23 protein-coding genes are annotated in these 20,908 nt (G+C 42.5%); 4 read left to right on the top strand and 19 right to left on the bottom strand.

The features are described 5' to 3' along the window. Window positions 1-102: 102 nt before the first annotated feature. Window positions 103-1,131 carry an ATP-binding protein gene (locus tag DOT_RS16850; protein ID WP_157998480.1) on the bottom strand — a complete coding sequence of 343 codons (1,029 nt, stop codon included), beginning with the start codon at window positions 1,129-1,131 and terminating at the stop codon, window positions 103-105. 315 nt (window positions 1,132-1,446) lie between these two features. On the opposite strand from DOT_RS16850, the gene DOT_RS16845 reads away from it, so the two are divergent. Beyond that, window positions 1,447-1,758, top strand: a complete 312-nt coding sequence (locus DOT_RS16845) for a hypothetical protein (protein ID WP_009621222.1) — start codon at window positions 1,447-1,449, stop codon at window positions 1,756-1,758. Window positions 1,759-1,831: 73 nt separating this feature from the next. Here DOT_RS16845 and DOT_RS16840 read toward each other — a convergent pair whose 3' ends face one another. From DOT_RS16840 to DOT_RS16825, 4 genes are all read right to left on the bottom strand, one after another. Next, entirely contained in the window at window positions 1,832-2,467 is a 636-nt protein-coding gene (locus DOT_RS16840) for a carbonic anhydrase (protein WP_009621221.1), read from the bottom strand. Window positions 2,468-2,943: 476 nt separating this feature from the next. After that, complete coding sequence (locus tag DOT_RS16835; RefSeq protein ID WP_040412569.1) at window positions 2,944-3,513, bottom strand: flavodoxin family protein; 570 nt, start codon at window positions 3,511-3,513, stop codon at window positions 2,944-2,946. A 377-nt stretch (window positions 3,514-3,890) separates the two neighbouring features. Then, entirely contained in the window at window positions 3,891-5,267 is a 1,377-nt protein-coding gene (locus DOT_RS16830) for an N-acetylmuramoyl-L-alanine amidase (protein WP_009621219.1), read from the bottom strand. A 103-nt stretch (window positions 5,268-5,370) separates the two neighbouring features. Further along, complete coding sequence (locus DOT_RS16825) at window positions 5,371-5,577, bottom strand: hypothetical protein (RefSeq protein ID WP_009621218.1); 207 nt, start codon at window positions 5,575-5,577, stop codon at window positions 5,371-5,373. Window positions 5,578-5,811: 234 nt separating this feature from the next. Here DOT_RS16825 and DOT_RS16820 point away from each other — a divergent pair, with 234 nt between their 5' ends. Further along, on the top strand, window positions 5,812-6,804 hold the full coding sequence (locus tag DOT_RS16820; RefSeq protein WP_009621217.1) for a polyprenyl synthetase family protein: 993 nt from the start codon (window positions 5,812-5,814) through the stop codon (window positions 6,802-6,804). An 86-nt stretch (window positions 6,805-6,890) separates the two neighbouring features. Here DOT_RS16820 and DOT_RS16815 read toward each other — a convergent pair whose 3' ends face one another. After that, window positions 6,891-7,961, bottom strand: coding sequence for a tetraprenyl-beta-curcumene synthase family protein (locus DOT_RS16815; protein ID WP_009621216.1), 1,071 nt, complete (start codon window positions 7,959-7,961; stop codon window positions 6,891-6,893). A gap of 201 nt (window positions 7,962-8,162) precedes the next feature. On the opposite strand from DOT_RS16815, the gene DOT_RS16810 reads away from it, so the two are divergent. Together DOT_RS16810 and DOT_RS16805 are read left to right on the top strand one after the other, a co-directional pair. Further along, a complete protein-coding gene (locus DOT_RS16810; RefSeq protein ID WP_009621215.1) occupies window positions 8,163-8,369 on the top strand; it encodes a hypothetical protein in 207 nt (68 codons plus the stop codon). Window positions 8,370-8,390: 21 nt separating this feature from the next. Continuing rightward, window positions 8,391-8,660: a spore coat protein gene (locus DOT_RS16805; protein WP_009621214.1), complete on the top strand. Its 270-nt coding sequence runs from the start codon at window positions 8,391-8,393 to the stop codon at window positions 8,658-8,660. Between the two features lie 109 nt (window positions 8,661-8,769). Here DOT_RS16805 and tatA read toward each other — a convergent pair whose 3' ends face one another. From tatA to DOT_RS16745, 13 genes are all read right to left on the bottom strand, one after another. Beyond that, on the bottom strand, window positions 8,770-8,955 hold the full coding sequence (tatA, locus tag DOT_RS16800) for a twin-arginine translocase TatA/TatE family subunit (protein ID WP_040412558.1): 186 nt from the start codon (window positions 8,953-8,955) through the stop codon (window positions 8,770-8,772). Window positions 8,956-9,157: 202 nt separating this feature from the next. After that, window positions 9,158-9,952, bottom strand: coding sequence for an ATP-dependent Clp protease proteolytic subunit (locus DOT_RS16795; protein WP_009621212.1), 795 nt, complete (start codon window positions 9,950-9,952; stop codon window positions 9,158-9,160). Window positions 9,953-10,103: 151 nt separating this feature from the next. Continuing rightward, on the bottom strand, window positions 10,104-10,397 hold the full coding sequence (locus tag DOT_RS16790) for a hypothetical protein (RefSeq protein WP_009621211.1): 294 nt from the start codon (window positions 10,395-10,397) through the stop codon (window positions 10,104-10,106). 32 nt (window positions 10,398-10,429) lie between these two features. Next, complete coding sequence (gene hemL / locus DOT_RS16785) at window positions 10,430-11,719, bottom strand: glutamate-1-semialdehyde 2,1-aminomutase (protein ID WP_009621210.1); 1,290 nt, start codon at window positions 11,717-11,719, stop codon at window positions 10,430-10,432. A gap of 17 nt (window positions 11,720-11,736) precedes the next feature. Next, the gene (locus DOT_RS16780; protein WP_009621209.1) at window positions 11,737-12,759 is read right to left on the bottom strand and encodes an AsnC family transcriptional regulator; all 1,023 of its coding nucleotides are present in this window, start codon (window positions 12,757-12,759) and stop codon (window positions 11,737-11,739) included. A gap of 1 nt (window position 12,760) precedes the next feature. Continuing rightward, a complete protein-coding gene (gene nirJ2, locus DOT_RS16775; protein WP_009621208.1) occupies window positions 12,761-13,756 on the bottom strand; it encodes a putative heme d1 biosynthesis radical SAM protein NirJ2 in 996 nt (331 codons plus the stop codon). Then, window positions 13,753-14,736 (bottom strand): porphobilinogen synthase, encoded by a 984-nt coding sequence (gene hemB, locus DOT_RS16770; RefSeq protein WP_040412556.1) that lies wholly within the window; start codon window positions 14,734-14,736, stop codon window positions 13,753-13,755. Before hemB ends, nirJ2 begins: the two co-directional genes overlap by 4 nt. 25 nt (window positions 14,737-14,761) lie before the next feature. Then, window positions 14,762-15,937 (bottom strand): putative heme d1 biosynthesis radical SAM protein NirJ1, encoded by a 1,176-nt coding sequence (gene nirJ1, locus DOT_RS16765; protein WP_009621206.1) that lies wholly within the window; start codon window positions 15,935-15,937, stop codon window positions 14,762-14,764. After that, window positions 15,934-17,448 (bottom strand): uroporphyrinogen-III C-methyltransferase, encoded by a 1,515-nt coding sequence (gene cobA, locus DOT_RS16760; protein WP_009621205.1) that lies wholly within the window; start codon window positions 17,446-17,448, stop codon window positions 15,934-15,936. The genes nirJ1 and cobA overlap by 4 nt, the downstream gene beginning before the upstream one ends. A gap of 311 nt (window positions 17,449-17,759) precedes the next feature. Next, window positions 17,760-17,960: a hypothetical protein gene (locus DOT_RS29815; RefSeq protein WP_139024235.1), complete on the bottom strand. Its 201-nt coding sequence runs from the start codon at window positions 17,958-17,960 to the stop codon at window positions 17,760-17,762. Between the two features lie 9 nt (window positions 17,961-17,969). Beyond that, the gene (hemC, locus tag DOT_RS16755) at window positions 17,970-18,884 is read right to left on the bottom strand and encodes a hydroxymethylbilane synthase (protein ID WP_009621204.1); all 915 of its coding nucleotides are present in this window, start codon (window positions 18,882-18,884) and stop codon (window positions 17,970-17,972) included. Further along, window positions 18,881-20,221, bottom strand: coding sequence for a glutamyl-tRNA reductase (gene hemA / locus DOT_RS16750; protein WP_009621203.1), 1,341 nt, complete (start codon window positions 20,219-20,221; stop codon window positions 18,881-18,883). The genes hemC and hemA overlap by 4 nt, the downstream gene beginning before the upstream one ends. After that, window positions 20,197-20,835, bottom strand: a complete 639-nt coding sequence (locus DOT_RS16745; RefSeq protein ID WP_009621202.1) for a bifunctional precorrin-2 dehydrogenase/sirohydrochlorin ferrochelatase — start codon at window positions 20,833-20,835, stop codon at window positions 20,197-20,199. The genes hemA and DOT_RS16745 overlap by 25 nt, the downstream gene beginning before the upstream one ends. Window positions 20,836-20,908: the final 73 nt, after the last annotated feature.

The following is a 20,908-nucleotide window of genomic DNA, read 5'->3' as shown; positions in this document are numbered from 1 at the left end:
AGCTTCTGTTTACCTTATTAACTTATGCAGTATCTTAAATATGTTTAAAAACCGGTTGTTCAACTGGAACTCTGCTTTGGTTAAACTCTACCAAAGTCTAGCTTAACGTATCTGAAATCTAATGAAAAAAGTCGTCCCGGAAGAAGATGATTCCACATCTATCTTTGCATTATGTCTTTCAGCAATATTATAGCACGTTGCAAGACCCAAACCAGTGCCTCTTTCCTTAGTCGTTAGGAACGGTGTCCCTAATCTCTCGATGATATCTTTACTAATTCCTGTACCTTGGTCTTGTACTGCAAGCACTATATTGTTAGCCTCCATATAAGTCATTATTTTCAACACACCCCTCGAAGGCATCGCTTCAAATCCGTTTCTTGTCAGATTGAGAATTAGTTGCCTAATTTCCCTTTCATTCATTGTCAATTCAGTGACTTGCTCAGTTTCTAAGACAACTTTTTTATCTTGATTCGTAGCATCTGCAAGGATTAATGGGTACAGTGAATGAACTAAATTATTAAGTTTAACTACGGTATATAATTCCGTTTTTGTTTTTGCTATAGACAAAAACTCGCTTATTATACCGTTTGCCCTATCCAACTCACTAATCATCAAATCATAATAATCGGCGTTTTCCTGTAATGTATCTCTGCTTTTCAAGATCTGTAAAAAACCTCTTACTGTTGTCATCGGGTTACGTACTTCATGAGCAATACTAGCCGCCAATTCTCCGACGAGGTTTAAACGATCCAAACGTGCCATTTCCTCTTCGGCTAACTTCCTTTTTGTAATATCAAGCAGCTGCATTAAAAATAGTTGAGTACCATCAGAGTCTTGAAAAGGATGCTGAAACACTTCAAATATTGTATCCTTTATGACACATTGCCATTGCTTTGGAATTTTGATCCCAGAAGTCGCCGATGTATGACAATTGCTACAAGGTTCATCTTTATTTAAAAGTATATGATAACACTTTCTATTATCTGGTTCACCGTGAATTTCTTTAAAATTATGGTTAGCAAAAATTACTTTACCTTCGCTTGTTCGAACATAAACTAATCCTGGCAGACCATTTAACAAGGCATACAGTCGTTTCCGTTCATCTTCTAGAAATTTATTTTCAATTGACATCTTCAATGCTCCCAACTTTTTCAATGTTTTATACATTTCTACAAATTACTTCAAAATTCCTCTTTTATAGATTATACTTCTATTATTTTTGGCAGGCAATTCCATACGATGCTTACTGATTTTATGTTTGAGAAGCCCTAAAAAAGAAGAAAGACCTGGTGGTTACCTAGTCTTTCTTCTTAAGATTTTATTTTAAATGTTTGCATTGATTAACAATAGCTCTTATAATACTCAATGTTGACAGGTTTTTTCTCCTTTTATGTCGAAGTTAGCAGGTGTTCGAACTAACCGTTCAACGGAAAGGGGGTGAATATTATGAGTGACATTCCAGATTCCGATTTAGATGTCTTGGCTAAAGACATGGAAAAGAAGGCCGCCGAGAAATCTATGAGTATGGTAAGTTTTAACGATCTGTTTACATCGTCTTTCATGACTACTCACACAAAATTTTCTAATTTTAAAGAGTTGCTTGATGCTGGAAAATACAATGTAAATAGTCTAGCGGACTTTATGGCTATCCTAGACGCTAAATTTGATGTTTTTATAAATAAAACGACCAAATTTCAAACCTGGGAGAAAATGCAATCTGCCGCCGTCGATGAATATCTTAAAAAACAACCAAATTAATAATTTCTTAACTATCACAAAATTCATCTTATAAAGCCATCACCTTATTCAATTTAGGGTGATGGCTTTTACTTTAGTTCGCTAATTCGAATGCTGATTTTTGAGCATTGAAAATGAAAACTTCTCCAGTTTCAATTCTGTAATACATACCCATAATATCGAGTTCTCGTTTGTTATACTTTTCCTCGACATATGGGTAGGTTAACAAGTGTTTTATCTGTTCGACAATATTTATATGCTCTGTTAGCCATTCCCTCATTTCCAGGTCTTTACCATCTATCTCTTCCATTACCCGTTTCTTAACATTTCCGGATACTTCTAACCATTTTTTTGTGGCAGGCATTTCGTTGAGGACCGCATCGGGTAAATAGATTGACGAACACCCCCCACAGTTGGAGTGACCACAAATAATAATATTTTTTACTTTGAGAACCTTAATCGCATATTCAATTGCTGCCGTAGTAGCTGAAGTAGTGGCTACATATTCATGGGCTTCCTTATATTTAGGAACGATGTTAGCGATATTTCTAACAACGAACAATTCCCCTGGTAATGATTTCGTTATCAATTCCGGTACTACGCGTGAATCGGAACAGGCAATGAACAATGTATGAGGTTCTTGACGTCTTTTCAATCTACAAAATAGATTTTTGTGTTCTTCATAATCTTGGGTCCGAAATTTGATTAGTCCTGCTACTAAATTCTGCATAAGGCATCTCCTCTCCTTATAAGTTTCGCACCCCCCAATTCATAGCTTACGAGGATGCTCAGATGACCAAAGCCATCAATACACTTGAGTTTGAGCCAGGAGTTGACTGCTGATTATCTTTTCCCCATTTGAAGATTAGCATTATGACTAGTATTAGTCAATATGGTTATTACAAGTCGATATGGACACAATCATTGAATTTTATTGTGAATTTTTCGAATTCCTCTATTCATTTTAGAAGCTTACAAATTGGATCATCTCAAAATCCGAATCATGTTCGCCCAGGACCGAACTTAACTTGACCTAACAATTTGTAACTCCCTTTACTCATATCTTTTCCCTAAATGCGATAGATTCATTATCATATTATTTCATGGTATAAAGAAACTTGGCGAAGTATTAAAAAGCCAGCGACTAGGCCAAATGGCTTGTCGCTGGCTTCTCTATCTTATTGAGGAAAAAACAGCAATGATATTCTACTGTTCTCCATTTTTTCGATTTAAAATGGATACCATTTCTCTCCCCGCTTTGAGAATGGCCTCTAGCTTATACCCTTTATTTTTCTGAGTGATCCCTATGAAGTCAAACTTTTCAGCTTTAACATGGGTAAAGAGTCTCTCCATAGACGTAAGACAAGATGTTAGGCCATTACCGCTACCGCCTGCCGCAGCCACGGCTAAGACAGGTTTTCCTTCAAATAATGTCTTGTCTTTTTTCAATGCTTCACATCGTCGTAAACGGTCTGAAAAAGTTTTGGCCGATTCACTCATTTCTCCAAAGTAAACAGGAGTTATCATGATGAACGCATCCATATCCGCCATAGATGCATGTAAATCTTGGAAGTCATCTTGTACTTGACACTTGTGTTCGTTGCGGCAAGGTCCCCAACCGTTACCACAAGCCTGACAATGACCGATCTTTTGCCGATTGAGGTTAACCATAACGACATGTGCACCGGCCTCTTCAACTCCTGTTTTGGCGGCGTTACCACAGGCAGCTGTCAACCCATCTATATTAGGGCTGCTTGTAAAAATCATTACGTTCATTTTTCTCAATCCTTATCCCTCTCAATTTAACACTTCTATTATTGTAACAGGAAAATAATGTCCATGGAAGTGAATTTTTTGAAAAGTGCATCTTAGAATAGCACCGTCGTGATGGGTTCTAAAAGTACATACTATATATATAATATGTACCCGCGATTCCAGCTGGAATCGCACATGCAATCATGAATGCAAATATTGTTGGTTTAATTAAGTCCTTCCACACACTATCGTTAGGCATTTACCCTCACCTCAGCTCTAACTTTGCAACTATACTTCTCTACAAATACCATTTATATCCTAAACCCCATATATTTATGTATTATTCTTCGTTAAACCATGAAGTAACGCCCATTTTAGGAGTTACTTCATGGTTTAAATTATTTTTCACTGAAAAGCTCCCTAATTGCAATTAATAGTTGACGTAGTAATCCTATTGCCTTGTTTCCGAAAGGTGTGGTGGTAACGACTTCTGAGACCATCTTTCCGTAAATATATACAATATCCTCACCATAACCATTCCCTGGTACTGCCCAATGACCGTTCAAATCTTCCCAATTCAGACAACTTCCGCGCTTTACCAACTCAAATCGAGGGTCTAGCTTAGTGACGCCAACAGGCAACCGATCTAATGAAGCATACGCAAAGAGGTGCTCTAAATGGGCTAGCACACCTTCTTCAGGCGAAGAGAAGACAGCGCCTTGTTCCCCTCCACCAACCGCTCCAATTCCTGCAAAGTTGTTTTGTTCGGGTACAACATCTCCACCGAATTTGAGATAGCCAGTTTCCTTAATCATTTGGGCCACAGCCAGGCCCCATCTGATACCAAGAAGTTCTCCGTATTTCTTGTAGAAGGGAATAATACCCGGGGCATTTGAATTATACCTTAGTAAAAACTGTTGGCATTGCTCAACTGTAATTGTTTCATTTCCCATTATCGGTGTCTGCCGGTCCTCCAGTTGACTTTTGGGTGTTTCTGACTGAGACCCAGAATTGATCGACGAATCCTGAGACTTAGAATATTCGAAAATGTTAACTCCATCTGTATTACGTTGCACTATTCCTTTTGATGCCTGGCCATTATCGACCAGCTTTTTCATTTCTACGATTGCATTCTCTTGGGAACTTAAGGCCATGACTTGCTTGCCATCAATGATGATGCGGTACATAACGTCTTGCTTTAGCGTTGGTGACATCATGTCCTTGTATTGTATGCCAAAATAATCACAAATTCCTTGGGCATGGGCCCTTGCAAGTGCATATCGAAAATTCGGATCCTTTAACTTCATTGCGTCTGTTGAGTTATCGATAAACCCATTTTCCGTTAGAATTGCTGGCATGCTTGTTTCACGCAGCACTAAAACATTCTGCACTTTGACTCCTCGGTTTGCCCAACCACCTACCTGAACGAGGTAAGGCAAAACCGTATTTGCTGCCGTTTCAGCTCGCGCGCCTTTAGCAATAATCAAAATTTCTTCGCCAGTTCCTCCACCAGCATTAACATGAATTGATATAAACAGATTGACCTTGCTCTTCTCGGCAATATCCACACGAGCACGAAGTTCCCCTTTATGATCTCCTTCCAAGTGGCCTGGGGAATAGTCCCCTTCACGCGTAAGGACTGCGTTTATGCCGTTGTACTCTAGCAAAGGCTTTAGTTTAAGACTAATGTCAAGCGTAAGGTCTTTTTCGTGCAACCCATTACCCTCTGTGCCCGGATCATTACCACCATGTCCAGGATCGATACACACTTTCATATTGTTCCTCCTTTTTTCAGTTTATTCAGGGTGTTTGGACAGGGTTACAAAATGATAGAGCCACCCTTATTTGAGTGACTCTCGGCGATTACGGACTAATGTGCTAACCTTCTTTAGTCCCTTCCATGATTCCTTTATTATGAAACACTTCCTCAACTTCTAAGGTAAGCATGCCTCCTTTAGCATTTTTAAGCCTCTCTTTACCGTATTTTGGTGTTGTATCATCATTAACAACACTCACAACCCCCGCTGGCTCCCAAGGCTGTCGATTTAATTGTGAAGCATGTTCCTTGTCATTTTCGTTACCCATATTATTTCCTCCTCTTTGACTTAGTCTATCCGCTAATTTGAACTTCATTATATATTCGTTCAAACACTTTTAGATTTCCCTAAAGGATTAATCTTACTCAATTTTCATTTACTTTTCAGGACACTTTAACGGTCCAGAAATCTTTTAAATACTAGGTATCCAATCTTTACCTTTATGACATAATATAAAAAGCTGCATTTTGAAAATTTTAGATAGAGGGCAGAGGCTGATGCTATGAGTATACAACAACTTTATAACCCTACCGACATATCAATTCCCACTTTTCAATTTCCAGAACTGTTATTTGTTGAAGACCAGCTGCAGGTCGTGCTTAATAAAGCAGATGGTCTCATTCAACAGACTTGTATTAGTTTGTTGCAATCAGGCGGAAAAAGAATTCGGCCACTCCTCACTCTGTATAGTGGTATGTGTTTTGCTCCCTTAAATCCATTAATGATCCAAGCAGCTGTCGCAGCAGAACTTATTCACATGGCTTCCTTGATTCATGATGATGTTATCGATGAATCGGCTACCCGACGTGGAAAACCGACCGTAAACTCCCTTCATGGAGACCATGCAGCCATTCTGACAGGAGATTATCTCTTTGCTGAAGCCTTTAATATCCTCTCCACACACCAACTGCTAGACAGCATGAAATACCTCGTAGAAGCAATTCAAGCCATGTGTGACGGAGAAGTAAATCAAGCAAGTGAACAATTCTCGGTTTCGGTCAACACTGAACATTATTTTAACCGAATTGCTCAAAAAACAGGAATTCTTCTAGCTGCTTGCTGTCAATCAGGAGCCATTCTGGCAGGTGTTCTTTCCGAAGATTTGGCTCTCATGCGTGAATACGGATTAAACATTGGCTATGCCTATCAAATCACTGATGACATTCTGGATATCAGTGGGAATACAGAATCTCTTGGAAAACCAGTTGGTGCCGATCTCGTTAATGGAAACATAACACTCCCCGTTCTTTATCTTTTGGATGATCCTGTTTATGGAAATTGGCTCAGAGAAATCATGAAAACACGTAAGATCTCGCAGCAAGGCATCCAAAGCGTTAAAGAAGCTCTAATCTGCTCAGGGAGTATTGAGCAGGCCTATACAACAGCTACTCAATGTATCAGTAAAGCTAAAGCTAGCTTGGATACAGTCCCTGGGAGTCCTTATAAATCAACCCTTATACACTTAGCTGATTCTATCTTGCAACGTACAAATTAGATACATACTAAGCAAAAAGATCAAACGAACGCCTTGCCATACGTTCGTTTGATCTTTTCATTTTTTTTATTCATTTTATGCCTGGATTAAAGTGACTTCCTTTTTCTCAATTGACAACACATCCAATAGAGCAGATTAACCCCCAGCCCACTATCCCCCAACAGTTGCTTGGTGACAGAGCGAATATCTGTGTCCATACCCTTTTCATCGGACAGATACATGGCAAGAAGTCCCTGGACAACTGCTCGATGGAACTTAGGATAGTCCAGTCGCTCCGCTTGCTTTAAGGAATTTTCTTCAAACTGTTGCAGGCGCTGAAACGTCATTCCGATATCTTGATAATACGCAACAAAATTCAACTGACTCGTTTCTCTGTCTTCCCGTAAATCAATAAAATAATCTAATAAAATATGAAGGCCACATATCCAAGGAAAGTAGGCCTGGCTGATCTTCTGAACTTCCTTTGGCGTTAATTGAGGGTTAAAGGCAACCGCATATAGTGAGAAGATTCCTAAAGTCGACCCCGTCGCAGCACCAAATTCCCAAGTTGTTATATCTGGATATTCCTTTAAGTAGGGGGTAATCCAGTTTAACATTTTCGCTTCCCGTTCTTCCACTGCCAAGTGTTTGTACGTTTGTAAGTGGGAATAGAGTTTCGCAAACTTAATAGCATCTTCTTGAACTAATTTATACGATGGTAGCTTTCTAATGCTTTCTTGACAGGTTTTGACCAACCGTTCTAGATACCTGCCATCTTCCCGATAGGGGTAATACAAATAGTAATCCGAAGGAACTGCCTCAGGGTTTAAAGCTTCTTGCATGGCTAAATGCAACTGAGAAAAAGCCACTTCATCCTGAACCTCTAGGCTATCTACCAAATTATCAAGATAATCGCTCATAGTTTGATAAGCAACAATGAATTGAATTGCTTCAGTCCTATTCACACCCGGATACAGCGCAAAAATACTGCCGCCTTGACAATGAAACGTTTTGGTGCGAATACTCTCTGTAGCCTGCTGGCTCAGGCGAGCATCCGGTAACTTCGCGGCCATCCGTTGCCATCCAGTTAGCTCTTGTTTAACGATCGGAAAAACTTGGGCAACAAAATAGTAAATTAACCTTCCGCTATTCATAGGTAGGGCAACTGATGACTTCATATCCTTGATTCTCCCTCATTAAATAAAGGTTGTTTCCTTATTTAAATATAGTGTTGCCAAAAAAGGCTCTCATCCAACCTAAATTATACCATTAATATCTAATTCTAGTACTCAGTTTCTTGCTATTATTTTACAGACATAATTTATGTTCATTGAGACATTCTATACTTGTTGTTAAATTGTACTGAGAGGAGATTGATTATGAACACTTCGATGCCTGAATTAACATCCAAAAACTTGACCATTTTAAGCGATCAACTCGGAGCCGAAGCTTTATTAGTCCATAAGTTTGCTCAAGCCGCTCAATCTGTCCAAGATCAAGCGATCAGTTCTCAACTTTCTTCCATTTCTGCGTTGCATCGTAAACACTATGATACCTTACTCAATTATTTAAATTCCCATCAATAAGTAAAGAAAGGCGGGATAAAGTTGAATACTCAAAACACGATGACTGAACAAGAAATTCTTACCGACCTACTGACAAGTGAAAAACATCTTACTTCTACTGTCAATACATTTATCACTGAATCAACTTGTGCTAATTTAAGGCAAAACCTGAAAACTATCCTAACGGAAGAACATAGTATTCATGAAAACCTTTACAATATTATGAACCAAAAGGGATGGTATCCCACAAGCGATGCTGAGGCCCAAGAGGTTCAAAAGGTTAAAGGCAGATTCAAACCCTTACAAGGGTAATACCAAACCAAATACCTCTAGTATTTAATACAGTCACACAGCAAAAAGATGGGGCCAAATGGCTCCATCTTTGTTTCATGAAAGAAAAGTTATGTGAGTTCCGTGAAGATTACTCTGCTTTTTCTTTAACCTCTTCTTTTTTCACTTCGCCCTCACTGGCAGATTTAAATTCTCTTATCCCTTTTCCGAGGGCTTTTCCTACATCCGGTAACTTACCCGGTCCGAAAATAACTAAAGCAATAACAAGAAAAATACCCGCTTCCAAAGGGGAAACAAATCCAAATGTTGTCAGCATAATTTCGACCTCCATTATAATAGCTACTTTAATTGAAAGGTTGAGTACACAACTCTAGTTAATATTAGCAAATTAAGCATATGCTTATCCTATCGTATTAAAGGACTACACGCAATATGTTTTTTATGGAAAGTTAAAAAAGAAGTTTAAAAGTGAATTTAGTAAGTTTTAACATAAAAATGAACCCAATAAGTCTTAAGTTTTAAGACTTATTGGTTGCCTTATTTTTTTCTTCATCTTCTTTTACTTTAAAAAGTTCTTCGTATCCAAGATACAATTTCCAAATTACATCCCACAGTTCTCCATTGGCTTCAGTCACTTTAAGTCCTAGTTCTCTAGCTTCTCGACGACCAATTGGATACCCATGTGAAAAGTACCCCTCAGTTAGAGCCTGCGTAACGCTCTGGACTCGTTCAGTGTCATCTTTTAGCATGTAGCTGGATAATAATGTTTCTGCATATTGCCGAGAGGCCTTTATCGTTTTTTCATAATCCCCAATAAGCCACGGATCAAGCTTGTTCAACAACGGGGTTACCATAAATGATGCAACCTCCAGGTCAGAACAATTGATAACGGAACGCTGCAAGTAATCTAAGCAATGCCAAACTGCTTGAACGGGAATTAAAATATCTTTATAGACAGGATGCGTAACTAAAGGATCAATAGGTCCGAGTTCGGAGATTGGCCCCATGACAACTTCATCTGCTCCTAGGACAAGCATTGAAGCCGCTGATTTAGCGACAAACGGAACAATTACGGCAAACTCATCGCAAAACTCCCGGATCAGCGTCACCACTTTATAAGGTGTATCTACCGCTCCACCATAACTGTGTAATATCAGATCAATTTTTTTGGTGTGACCCATTTCCTTCAGCTGTTTATAGAGGGGAATAATAATCGTGTCATCGAGGGGTGTATAGGAAAAATAGACTAATACTTTGGAATCCCGTAATTGTTCTAGACGCTCAATAAATCCAATCCGTTCCTCTGCATTCAAACCGAGTCCCCTCCCAGCCCATCTTATATACCATATTATTCCAGCAAGGCTTTTATGGTGAGTCTTGGGAGAACCCTATTTATCGTTTTGTTAATAAGCAGATATTATCTTCATTCAAGCAAATAAACCGAACAATTAGGGCTGGAGCACATTACGAAGGTTTTTTAGGAATATCTACTTTCACACCGGATTGGTCATGGCAACTCTGACAATACGCTTCTCCGCCAAGCCCTTTCTTTTCGTGACAAGTATAACATTGTTTCCATGGTTGCTGGTTGTTTAAGACGGCATATCCATGGCCTTTAGGTCCATGGATCCAAGTATCTTTTGACACCGAGCTGTGTGGGTTAGACGGATCACGATTTTGCGAGACGACGATTACCGCGACTAAGGCAGCCAATAAGCTGAACGTAATGAGGGTTCTTATTACACGTTTGCGTTCCAATCAGCAAACCACCCCTTTGAATAGGTTTTTCGCTATAGGGTCTTCAGAACTTTTCTGGTCTGTTCTAATGTAAGATCGATGTCTGCGTCCGTATGAGCAGTTGATAAAAAGACAGCTTCAAATTGACTAGGGGCTAAGTAAATGCCTTGTTCCAACATCCCTCGGAAAAACTTGGCAAATCGTTCCACATCCGATGTGCAAGCGCTGGCATAATCTAAAACTGGACTATCTGTGAAAAAGGCGGAAAACATGGCTCCAATGGCATTAATCCAAATAGGAAGTCCTGCCTCTTGGGCGAGTTGCTTTAATCCTTCAGCTAGTCGATTAGTTCTATTTGCTAAAGTCTCATAGGTTCCAGGTTGTTGTAATAATTTCAAAGTAGCTAACCCAGCGTTCATCGCTAACGGATTCCCTGAAAGGGTTCCCGCTTGATATATAGGACCACTCGGAGAAATTTTTTCCATGAATCGACGTTTTCCTCCGTATGCGCCAACCGGTAGTCCTCCGCCGATTACTTTACCTAGGCAAGTCAAATCCGGGTCAATTCCATAAAAGCCTTGTGCCCCTCCATAACTGACTCTGAAACCGGTCATCACTTCGTCAAAGATCAGTAAGGCACCATATTCTTCAGTTAAGCGACGAACCCCTTGTAAGAACCCTTCTTGTGGTAAGACGACACCCATGTTCCCGGCGACTGGTTCAAGAATAACACAAGCGATTTCTTCTCCTTCGCGTTGGAATATCTCCTTTAACCCTTCAAGGTCATTGAACCGGGCCGAAATTGTAGATGACGCAGTTTGTTCGGTAACTCCTGGAGACGTGGGGACACCAAAGGTAAGGGCACCACTCCCTGCCTTGATCAGAAGTTGATCTGAGTGCCCATGGTAACAGCCCTCAAACTTAATAATTTTCGTCCTGCCTGTAACACCACGTGCTAAACGCAAAGCACTCATTGTAGCTTCAGTTCCAGAGTTGACCATACGTATCATTTCCATGGAAGGGTACGCCTTGAGGACTTCTTCGGCTAATACTGTTTCAACTTCTGTTGGAGCACCGTAACTCGTCCCTCGCTCAGCTACTCGTTTGATCACAGCAACTACTTCCGGATGAGCATGCCCAACAATCAGTGGGCCCCAGGAACCGACAAAATCCAGGTAGCGATTGCCATCAATATCCCAGATGTAGGCTCCTGCACCCCGGTCTATGAATACGGGGTCACGCCCTACGGATTTAAAGGCCCTCACAGGCGAATTAACACCACCTGGAATGACCCTTTGGGCCTTGACAAAGGCCTGATGGCTTTTTTCGTCCACAAAAGACAAGTGAATACCCCCTTGTTCTAGTTTGTCTCATCCTCAAGAAAATACTGCATACTGCTCTTTTTTAATTCAGCAGTACTAAAAAGCATGGAATAAGTCGTTATCCCAGTTGCCAAAGAAATCTTCTTCATGACCTCTCCACAATCCTCCGCGGTACGGCCATGGATCATAGTAAAGAGGTTGTACTGCCAATCGGGAAGGGTGGGTCGTTGGTAACAGTGACTAACTTCCTTAAATCGGGCCATAATTTCTCCTACCTCAGCTGCCCGTTCCGGATCGACCTGCCAAACCCCCATGGCATTAGCCACAAAGCCTGCTTTCTGATGGCGTAAAACTGCACCAAAACGGCGAGTTACTTCCGCATTTAGGAGATGATTGGCACAAGAAATCACTTTATCAACTGGCCACTGGAGGTTCTCGGCCAGTATGGTGAAAGGAGTTGGGGAATCCGGCAGATTCCCCTGGAGCACACGAATCAAGGCAATGTCTTCGTTCGTTAAATCATAAGAAGAGACGTTCTCCTTTTGTGCGCCCCGTAGATTACTCTCTCCGAGGGTATCTATTCCTTCTTCAGAAAGAGATTCTTCATCAGATAGATCGAAATCGAAATTGACATTTATTTTAAAAAGTCGAGTTGCTGGAAGACTAAAGACGTCCGCCACTCCTATGACTTCACGAATGTGTTGAAGGATATTCTCGACAACAGTCTGCGAACGGGCAATAAGGGTAAACCAGACATTATATTCGTGGTTTCGAATATAATTGTGAGTCACTCCTGGGATACCCTCGAGCAGTTTAGCTAAGATGGAAATCTTTTCTTCGGGAACTTTGCCTGCACATAGAGTACTATAGTATCCTAAACGTCGAGAATCAAAGACACCGCCCAGACGGCGAATGATTCCCTCTTGTCGAAGACGTTGAATCCGTCTAAAGGCATCGTCCTCCGTTGTTCCTACTGCTTCGCCCAGAATTTGATAAGGATGAACAGCAATCGGAAAACGATCTTGGATGGCATTCAGCAGGGCACGATCAATTGAATCCATTCTAAACCCCCTTCCTTCCGTGGTATAAGCACCACGGCTCCTCCGCCATGTAATCCCCTTCATTGTAGTAGGCAGCACGTGCACGACAACCTCCACAGGCGCGCTTATACTCACACGTTCCGCACCCATCCTTATAATCGAGTGTTCGCAGGGTATTAAAAACTTCATGATTACGCCAAATTTCATCAAACGGTGTCTTTCGAACATCCCCTAATGGTATATTTAAATACGCACAGGGTTGGACTTGCCCTTTCGGTCCGATGATGCAGTAGTGGGTTCCCGCTAAACAACCGCGACTATAGCGCATATTGATACCCATTTGTTTAGCAATACGCATAAACTGAGGGGCACAAGTTGGCTTGAGTTCAATATCGACAGTTTGTTGTTTTTTCATAATTCGAGTCAAGATATCCTCATAAGCCTCTGCTTTAAGGGTCTCTTCCTCTATCGAAACTGCCCGGCCAGTAGGAACGAGGAAAAAGAAATGGTGGGCAACCGCACCCATCTCGACTGCAAAATCCGTAATAGCTTCCACTTCGTCCGCATTCCAATCCATGATTGTCGTGTGAATTTGAAAGGGAAGTCCGACTTCGCGACAAATTTTCATTCCCCGTACGGCCCCATCCCAGGCGCCGGGAAATTTGCGGAATTCATCGTGCTTTTCCTTGTCGAGAGAATCCAAGGAAATACCCATTCCCATGGTGCCAGCCTCTTTAAGTTGCTGTGCTAATTCTAAGGTGAGCAGAGTACCATTGGTTCCAAAAACAGGCCGTAAACCTAGAAAGGTTGCATGTGCCACCAATTCTACGATATCCGTCCTCATCAAGGGCTCTCCCCCACTGAAGATCATGATTTTAAAACCTGCTTTAGCAATCTGCTCTAGTAACGTTTTTGCTTCGGCTGTACTAAGTTCGTCTTCGGCTTTGCACCCGGCCTCACGGTAGCAATGATCACAAAACATATTACAGGCGTTTGTCGTATTCCAGGAAACTATCATACTTGTCCCCCCTCTCTGAGCCAGCGCGCTACATCCAAGGCATGATAGGTGATCAGCAGGTCTGCGCCCGCACGTTTCATACTCACTAGGGCTTCCATGACAATACGCTGCTCATCAATCCAACCATTTGCTGCAGCTGCTTTTACCATCGAATACTCACCACTAACGTTATACGCAACAACGGGCACTCCAAATTTTTCTTTCGTGCGATAGGTAATATCGCCATAAGCCAAGGCTGGCTTCACGATAATTAAGTCGGCTCCCTCTTCAATATCCAGCGCCGTTTCCAGCATGGCTTCGTTCCCATTCGCCGGGTCCATCTGATACGTTCTACGATCGCCAAACTGAGGAGTCGACCCCGCTGCTTCACGGAACGGGCCGTAAAATCCGGAGGCTACTTTGGCAGAATAGGCCATAATCGGGATATGAGAGAAGCCTTCTTCATCTAATGCTTCCCTGATCGCCGCAACTCTCCCATCCATCATGTCTGACGGTGCGACCATATCCGCACCGGCACGCGCATGAGAAACAGCAGTCTGGGCAAGTAAATCAAGCGTTGGGTCGTTCAGAATTTGCCCATTCTCAATCAAACCACAATGCCCGTGGTCGGTATATTCACACAGACAGACATCAGTGATGACATAAAGTTGCGGGAATTGTTTTTTAGCCAGACGCACGGCTTCTTGCACAATCCCATGCTCATGATAAGCACCTGCCCCGACGCTATCTTTGCTCTCAGGAATTCCAAATAACAAAATTGCAGGAATCCCTAATTCTACGACCTGTTGAAGTTGCAAGATAAATTCATCCAGAGAAAAGTTGTAAACGCCAGGCATAGAAGAAATCTCGATCTTCTTTTTTTCTCCTGGCATAACAATCATTGGGTAAATTAACTCCTCAACTCTGACATGGTTTTCCCGGACCATGCTCCTAATAATTTCATTGGCCCGTAAACGGCGCGGGCGCCTTTTAAGTTCCATTATATCAACCTCCAATACTATATTCCTATTTCAAGCCTATCTCTTCATCGGTTAAATAACAGGCCGGGTCTGATTCCCAGAAATCCCCGGTGACTGCTTCCGCACGAGTCCGGAAATTTCCGTTACACATATCCAGGTATTGACAGGCAGCACAACGTCCTTTGAGCAAGGCCTTGCGGTCTTTGAGTCCTGCCAGGGTTGGATGTGACAGATCAGTCCAGATCTCGGCTATTTTTCGTTCGCGGACATTTCCAAATGAGATATGCTGAGTGAATTGGTCAGGATGCACGTCTCCCATTGGGTCAACTTCTCCAAAGGCAATACCTGAACGGTTTCCGCCGTTTAAACCAATGAGACCCTTGATTCGTTCAGCTCTAGCAGGATCTTCTTTTAACGCCTGCAAGTACATATACACGCCATCGCAATGATTATCGACTGTCAAGATTTCCTTTTTCAAGCCTCGTGCTTCAAAATCCCGAGTTCGGCGAATAATCGTATCCATCGCCTGACGGGACTCTTCCGGCGTCACATCCTCGGCAATCATTTGGTTGCCACGACCCGAATAGACCAAGTGGTAGAAGCAAACACGATCGATATTTTCCGCTTCAATAAAATCAAAGATTTTATCTAATTCTTTGATATTGTGATGATTAATTGTAAAACGAAGTCCAACTCTTTGATCTACAGCTACACAATTTTGAATTCCATGCATCGCCGCCTGAAAGGCTCCCTCTTTACCCCGAAACTTGTCATTGACATCTTCAAGACCATCGAGTGAGATTCCAACATAGGACACTCCAATTTCTTTAAGACGCTTGGCCACTTCAGGGGTAATCAATGTGCCATTCGTGGAAAGTGTAACCCGTAACCCTTTGGAGATTGCGTATTCTGCTAATTCGAAAAAATCGGGACGGATTAACGGTTCCCCACCAGAGAAAAGTAGCACAGGAGATTTAAAATCAGCTAAATCATCAATGAAGTGCTTTGCTTCTTCGGTGGTCATTTCTCCTTGATATTTTTGAGAATCCGACTCCATATAACAGTGGGCACATTTCAAGTTGCACGTCTTAGTCGAATTCCATACGACAACGGGCCCAGAATCAACGGTTGTTCCATTTCGAGCACCATGAGACCCTTTGTTATAACGTAGGGAATCTCCAAAATAGTCTGTATCGAATAAAAGCTTGGTTACACTGATCATGTTTTATTTCCCTCCAGTAATGTTTCTACCAATCCACTAATAGTATACTGCGCTGCTTCTTTGTAAATCGTGAAACCAAGTTCTTGAGCTGTGGTACTCGTGATCGGTCCAATAGAATAGAGCGAAACATTGTCTACTAAAGAAACATCTCCATCGATTAAGGCGAAAAAATTACGCACTGTTGAAGAACTTGTGAAGGTGACTGAATGGAACTCTTTATTTCGGAGCATGCTTTTCAATTCGTCACGGTTTGCTCCACCAATGACCGTTTTATAGACCGGCACATCCCAGACATCCACACCCATGGCTTCAAGAGCTTTTGGTAAGACATCTCTTGCTTCTTCAGCCCTTGCCAGTAATGCTTTCTGACCAGATGATATACGACTTGACAAACCTTCAACGATTTTCTCCGCCCGAAATTCTTCTGGTACATAGGCAACACGTAGTCCTCTTTGCTCAATGGCCACTTTCGTAGCAGGGCCAATGGCAACAATCTCAAGGCCAACCAGATCTCGAACATCTCGTTTTTGCCGCTTTAGTTCCGCAAAAAAGGCTTCGACCCCGTTGACACTGGTAAAGATCAGCCATTGGAATTCTTTAAGATTGTCTAAGGCTTTATGCAAATAAGAGTTGTCCGAGGGAGGGGCAATTTCAATCATCGGAAATTCCCAAGCTTCCCCTCCTAAAGCTTCAATAGCCTGAGACAATTCACTCGCTTGATGACGTGCGCGGGTTACAACGATTCGTTGTCCGAACAGGGGTTTCTTTTCAAACCACTGGAGTTTTTCCCGCATTGTGACAACTTCACCGACAATAATAATGGAAGGGTTCGTAAAGCCCTGTTCTTTTACCTCTGTGGCAATAGTGTCCAGCTGCCCTACGAGCGTACGTTGCTCTGGCCGAGTTCCCCATTGGATGATTCCAACTGGGGTTGTGGGCTTTTTGCCATTTTCCATTAGTTTCCGAGCGATTATCGGAAGATTTTCCATTCCCATCAGGAAAACAAGCGTCCCGTGCGATTGCGCCAGGTGATCCCAGTGAATGGTTGTTTCATTTTTGGTCGGGTCTTCATGGCCAGTGATGACGGCAAACGAAGTTGTAAAATCTCGATGCGTTACTGGAATACCTGCATAAGCAGGAACGGCGATCGCGGAGGTAATGCCTGGTACGACCTCAAACTGAATACCTGCCTTGAGCAACTCTTCTGCTTCTTCGCCACCTCGACCAAATACAAAAGGGTCTCCTCCTTTTAGGCGAGTCACAATTTTTCCTTCTAGACTTTTATCCACGAGGACTTGATTTATTTCCTCTTGTCTAAGGGTGTGACGGTCCGGTGATTTTCCCACATAGATCAGTTCGCAATCCGGACGGGCTAACTTTAGAAGACGCCGCGAAGCTAAGCGGTCATAAACCAAGACATCTGCTTTGGCAATACATTCCGAACCCTTGATGGTTATTAACTTTGGATCTCCTGGACCAGCACCCACTAAATATACATATCCCTTAGTCAAACTGAACACTCCTATCCAATCATCTCACCATGCTTTATTATATATATTTGCCTGAAATATCTTAAAATGGCGAACCCTCTCTGATGGTGTGGCTCATCAAACTCTGTTCAACCGGTGCTTGCATTAACGTGGCGGAACACGTTGTGTTCCCTCGTCCTCCAAGACAGCTCTCCTGCTACTCCCTTGCCGTCTACGATGATGTTCTTACCTTGAACGAAAGTTTGTTATTTATGCAACCAAGAACCGTTCCCGCTTGCATACGCTTGCACGCCCGTTCCCTCGTTCTCACGTTCTAAGCCCAGGACGCAGTGTCACACAGGCGTGACGTCTTTACGTAAACAGAATAGCAAACTCAGTGAAAGCGACCGACCCAAAACTCGGGGCAGCGCACAAGGACGTGCGCTGCCGCCAATGCGCCAAGGACGGCGCATTTGGCGGGTACCCCGCTCCCCAGAGACAGGAGCTTGAACTGTTAGTTTGCTCTGCGTCGTAAGCACCGAACGCTGTGTCACACAAGTCCCCTATCGTATTTCTGCTAGTATGTCGTTGGCCCCTAGGGCAATCAGACGACCTGCAGCATCATGGCCCACTTCATCAGGATCGACACCTTTGGCTTCCGCTTTGATCAAGCGCTCCCCGTCTAAGCTTGCCACCATCCCTCGCAGAATAATCTGGCCTTCCATAACTTGTGCTAAAGCTCCAATGGGGACTTGACAGCCACCCTCAAGTTTGCGCATTAATGCACGCTCGGCACATACCGCTTGTTCTGTATCACTATGATTCAAGTGCGATAACAGCTCATGGATGTCCGAACGATTTTCACCAATTTCTATAGCTATTGACCCTTGGCCAACTGCCGAAAGCATCATGTCTTCAGACAGGATTTGAGTGATTCGTTCTTCCCAACCCAGCCGTTTCACACCGGCTGCGGCAAGAACAATTCCCTCCATGTCGGACTCAAGCAACTTTTTCCAACGCGTTTGAAGATTCCCGCGCAGATCCATAAAGTTAAGATCCGGTCGATAGTGTTTTAGTTGCGATTTCCGGCGCAGGCTACTTGTACCGATGATCGACCCTGAAGGCAATTCCTCAAGACGGATTCCACTTTTACTTAAATAAACGTCCCTTGGTTCCTCCCGTTCACAATAAGCACTTATCATTAACCCTGTTGGTAATAAGGTTGGCATATCTTTAAGGCTATGAACAGCCATGTCAAGTTCATTATTTATAAGTCCGTGTTCCAGTTCCTTAGTAAATAAACCTTTATCTCCAATTCTAGAAAGGGGAACATCTAAAATCTTATCCCCTTTGGTTTTCATAGGGACAAGTTCAAACTTAAGTTGCGGATAAAACATAGTTAGTTGACTTTGTACCCACTCGGCTTGCCACATTGCTAATTGGCTGTCCCGAGTTCCAATACGGATATTATTCTTCATTCTGCCCTCCTATGATGGTGCACTTGCCCCGAAGTTTCATTGACTTTCAAAATATGTCCTTTAGCCTCTTCTCCAACATCCAAATCAAACAGGTTTTGCAAGATTTCAGTGTAGAGATGGCCTTGGCTTGTATTGGCATACTCTTTGAGGTTCGTAATGGGTAAATGCAAGAGATGGTTAACGATGGAATTAGCCATTGAGGAAACGATTTTTTCTTGATTCGGTGTCAACCCTCTTAAACGCTCGAGTGCACGATTAAGCAGCGCATCTTTTATCGTTTTCCCTTTTTCTTGTAAAGCTAAAATTGTTGGGACAACCGATAAGGAATTATGCCATTTGAGGAACAGGAGCATTTCTTCTTCAACTATCTTTTCTGCGTTGGCAGCTGCTACTTCACGTTCTTGATGATGGCGGTCAACAACCCCGCGCAAATCATCAATATCGAATAACGTTATGTGAGGAATCCCCCCCACATCCGGGTGAATATCACGCGGTACCGCAATATCAATGAGCAGCATTGGACATCCCTTTCGCTTGGTCATGATCTCCTGCATGCGTTCCGGTAGGAGGACAAAATGGGTCGAAGCCGTTGCCGAAATTACAATATCCACTTCCTCAAGGTGCTGATCCATATCATCAAAACGTACTGCTTGTCCAGAACATTCCTCTGCCAATTTAACGGCTTTTTCATAAGAGCGGTTAGACACCAAGACAGTTGTAGCCCCTGCGGCAACCAAGTGTTTAGCGGTCAGGGTGCTCATTTCTCCGGCGCCCATAATTAAAATTCCTTTGCCACGGAGTTCGCCAAAATGTTGTTTAGCAAGTTCTACCGCCGTATAACTAATGGAAACAGGGTGCTGGTCAATCAATGTATCCGTGCGTACGCGTTTACCCACCGCTAAAGCCGTCTGAAAAAGCACATTGATTGTCTTGTTCGTGACCTCTGCGTCATTCGCTTGTTGATAAGCATTACCAACCTGTCCAAGGATTTGAGTCTCGCCCCGAACCATTGAATCTAAGCCAGAAACTACACGAAACAAGTGACGCACAGCTTCATATAGGGTATGAACATGCAAGTACTGTTCAAATGCTTTTTCTTCGACTCTATGGTGGTTAGCGAGAAAATCCTTAATAGAACGAATCCCAATTTCAACATCTGTTGTTGCCGCATAAACCTCAGTTCGGTTACAGGTGCTAAGAATCACAACTCCTTCGAGTCCCGGATAACTTTTAAGTTCTCTTAAAATATGGGGCATTTGGGAGGGATGAAAGCTCATTTTTTCTCGAATTTCGACTGGCGCACTTCGATGATTTAATCCAATAGCGACAGGAAACACTTCTCAACCACTCCTTCTGCTTCAGTTAATTGCTGGTTCTTGATGAGTTTCCTCACTTCGCCGTCTGTGGCCCTACCCCAAAAGATACTTCTTTTTTCAGGCGACAAGCTAAACTTAGCTTTATTTCGCCAAGTTTTCAGTAGAGTAAGATATTCTGCCATTTCTTGGCCATATTGAGCTTGCAGCTCTGCGCGGACTTGCCTGGCTACAATGGGACTGCTGCCTCCAGTGGATACAGCAATTTTCAAATCGCCTTGTTCCATGATCGACGGAACAATAAAACTACATTTTTCAGGATCATCAACGACATTGACTGGTCGATGGAGGGCTTTAGCATCGCTGGACACTTTAGCATTAACTTCCTCTTTTTCAGTACATGAAAAAACTAAGATAGCCTCTTGAATATCATCTATCGAGTATTCCTTTTCTGACCAAAGACAAGAATTATCATTGATCAGTGCCTTCAATTCCGGAATGAGCTGTGGGGAGACAATATGAACTTTGGCCCCATGATCCATGAGGGTCTGAACTTTTCTTAAAGCTATACTTCCACCCCCAACAACCAAAACTGGCTGAGCTTCTACATCCATAAATAAGGGATAATACTTTGGCATGAAAAATAGTCACCTTCTCTAACTTTCATACTTGTTCGACTCATTATTCTAACATTTTCCCTATTATAATTAA

This window comes from Desulfosporosinus sp. OT, from assembly GCF_000224515.1.
In the GTDB taxonomy this organism is placed as follows: Bacteria; Bacillota; Desulfitobacteriia; order Desulfitobacteriales; family Desulfitobacteriaceae; genus Desulfosporosinus.
This window is presented reverse-complemented; position numbering and strand designations above follow the sequence as displayed.

Bases quoted from the DNA above. Each gene is read 5' to 3' on its own strand.
- DOT_RS16850 (WP_157998480.1), bottom strand. From the start codon at position 1,131: ATGTCAATTGAAAATAAATTTCTAGAAGATGAACGGAAACGACTGTAT.
- DOT_RS16845 (WP_009621222.1), top strand. From the start codon at position 1,447: ATGAGTGACATTCCAGATTCCGATTTAGATGTCTTGGCTAAAGACATG.
- DOT_RS16840 (WP_009621221.1), bottom strand. From the start codon at position 2,467: ATGCAGAATTTAGTAGCAGGACTAATCAAATTTCGGACCCAAGATTAT.
- DOT_RS16835 (WP_040412569.1), bottom strand. From the start codon at position 3,513: ATGAACGTAATGATTTTTACAAGCAGCCCTAATATAGATGGGTTGACA.
- DOT_RS16830 (WP_009621219.1), bottom strand. From the start codon at position 5,267: ATGAAAGTGTGTATCGATCCTGGACATGGTGGTAATGATCCGGGCACA.
- DOT_RS16825 (WP_009621218.1), bottom strand. From the start codon at position 5,577: ATGGGTAACGAAAATGACAAGGAACATGCTTCACAATTAAATCGACAG.
- DOT_RS16820 (WP_009621217.1), top strand. From the start codon at position 5,812: ATGAGTATACAACAACTTTATAACCCTACCGACATATCAATTCCCACT.
- DOT_RS16815 (WP_009621216.1), bottom strand. From the start codon at position 7,961: ATGAAGTCATCAGTTGCCCTACCTATGAATAGCGGAAGGTTAATTTAC.
- DOT_RS16810 (WP_009621215.1), top strand. From the start codon at position 8,163: ATGAACACTTCGATGCCTGAATTAACATCCAAAAACTTGACCATTTTA.
- tatA (WP_040412558.1), bottom strand. From the start codon at position 8,955: ATGCTGACAACATTTGGATTTGTTTCCCCTTTGGAAGCGGGTATTTTT.
- DOT_RS16780 (WP_009621209.1), bottom strand. From the start codon at position 12,759: ATGGATTCAATTGATCGTGCCCTGCTGAATGCCATCCAAGATCGTTTT.
- nirJ2 (WP_009621208.1), bottom strand. From the start codon at position 13,756: ATGATAGTTTCCTGGAATACGACAAACGCCTGTAATATGTTTTGTGAT.
- hemB (WP_040412556.1), bottom strand. From the start codon at position 14,736: ATGGAACTTAAAAGGCGCCCGCGCCGTTTACGGGCCAATGAAATTATT.
- nirJ1 (WP_009621206.1), bottom strand. From the start codon at position 15,937: ATGATCAGTGTAACCAAGCTTTTATTCGATACAGACTATTTTGGAGAT.
- hemC (WP_009621204.1), bottom strand. From the start codon at position 18,884: ATGAAGAATAATATCCGTATTGGAACTCGGGACAGCCAATTAGCAATG.
- DOT_RS16745 (WP_009621202.1), bottom strand. From the start codon at position 20,835: ATGCCAAAGTATTATCCCTTATTTATGGATGTAGAAGCTCAGCCAGTT.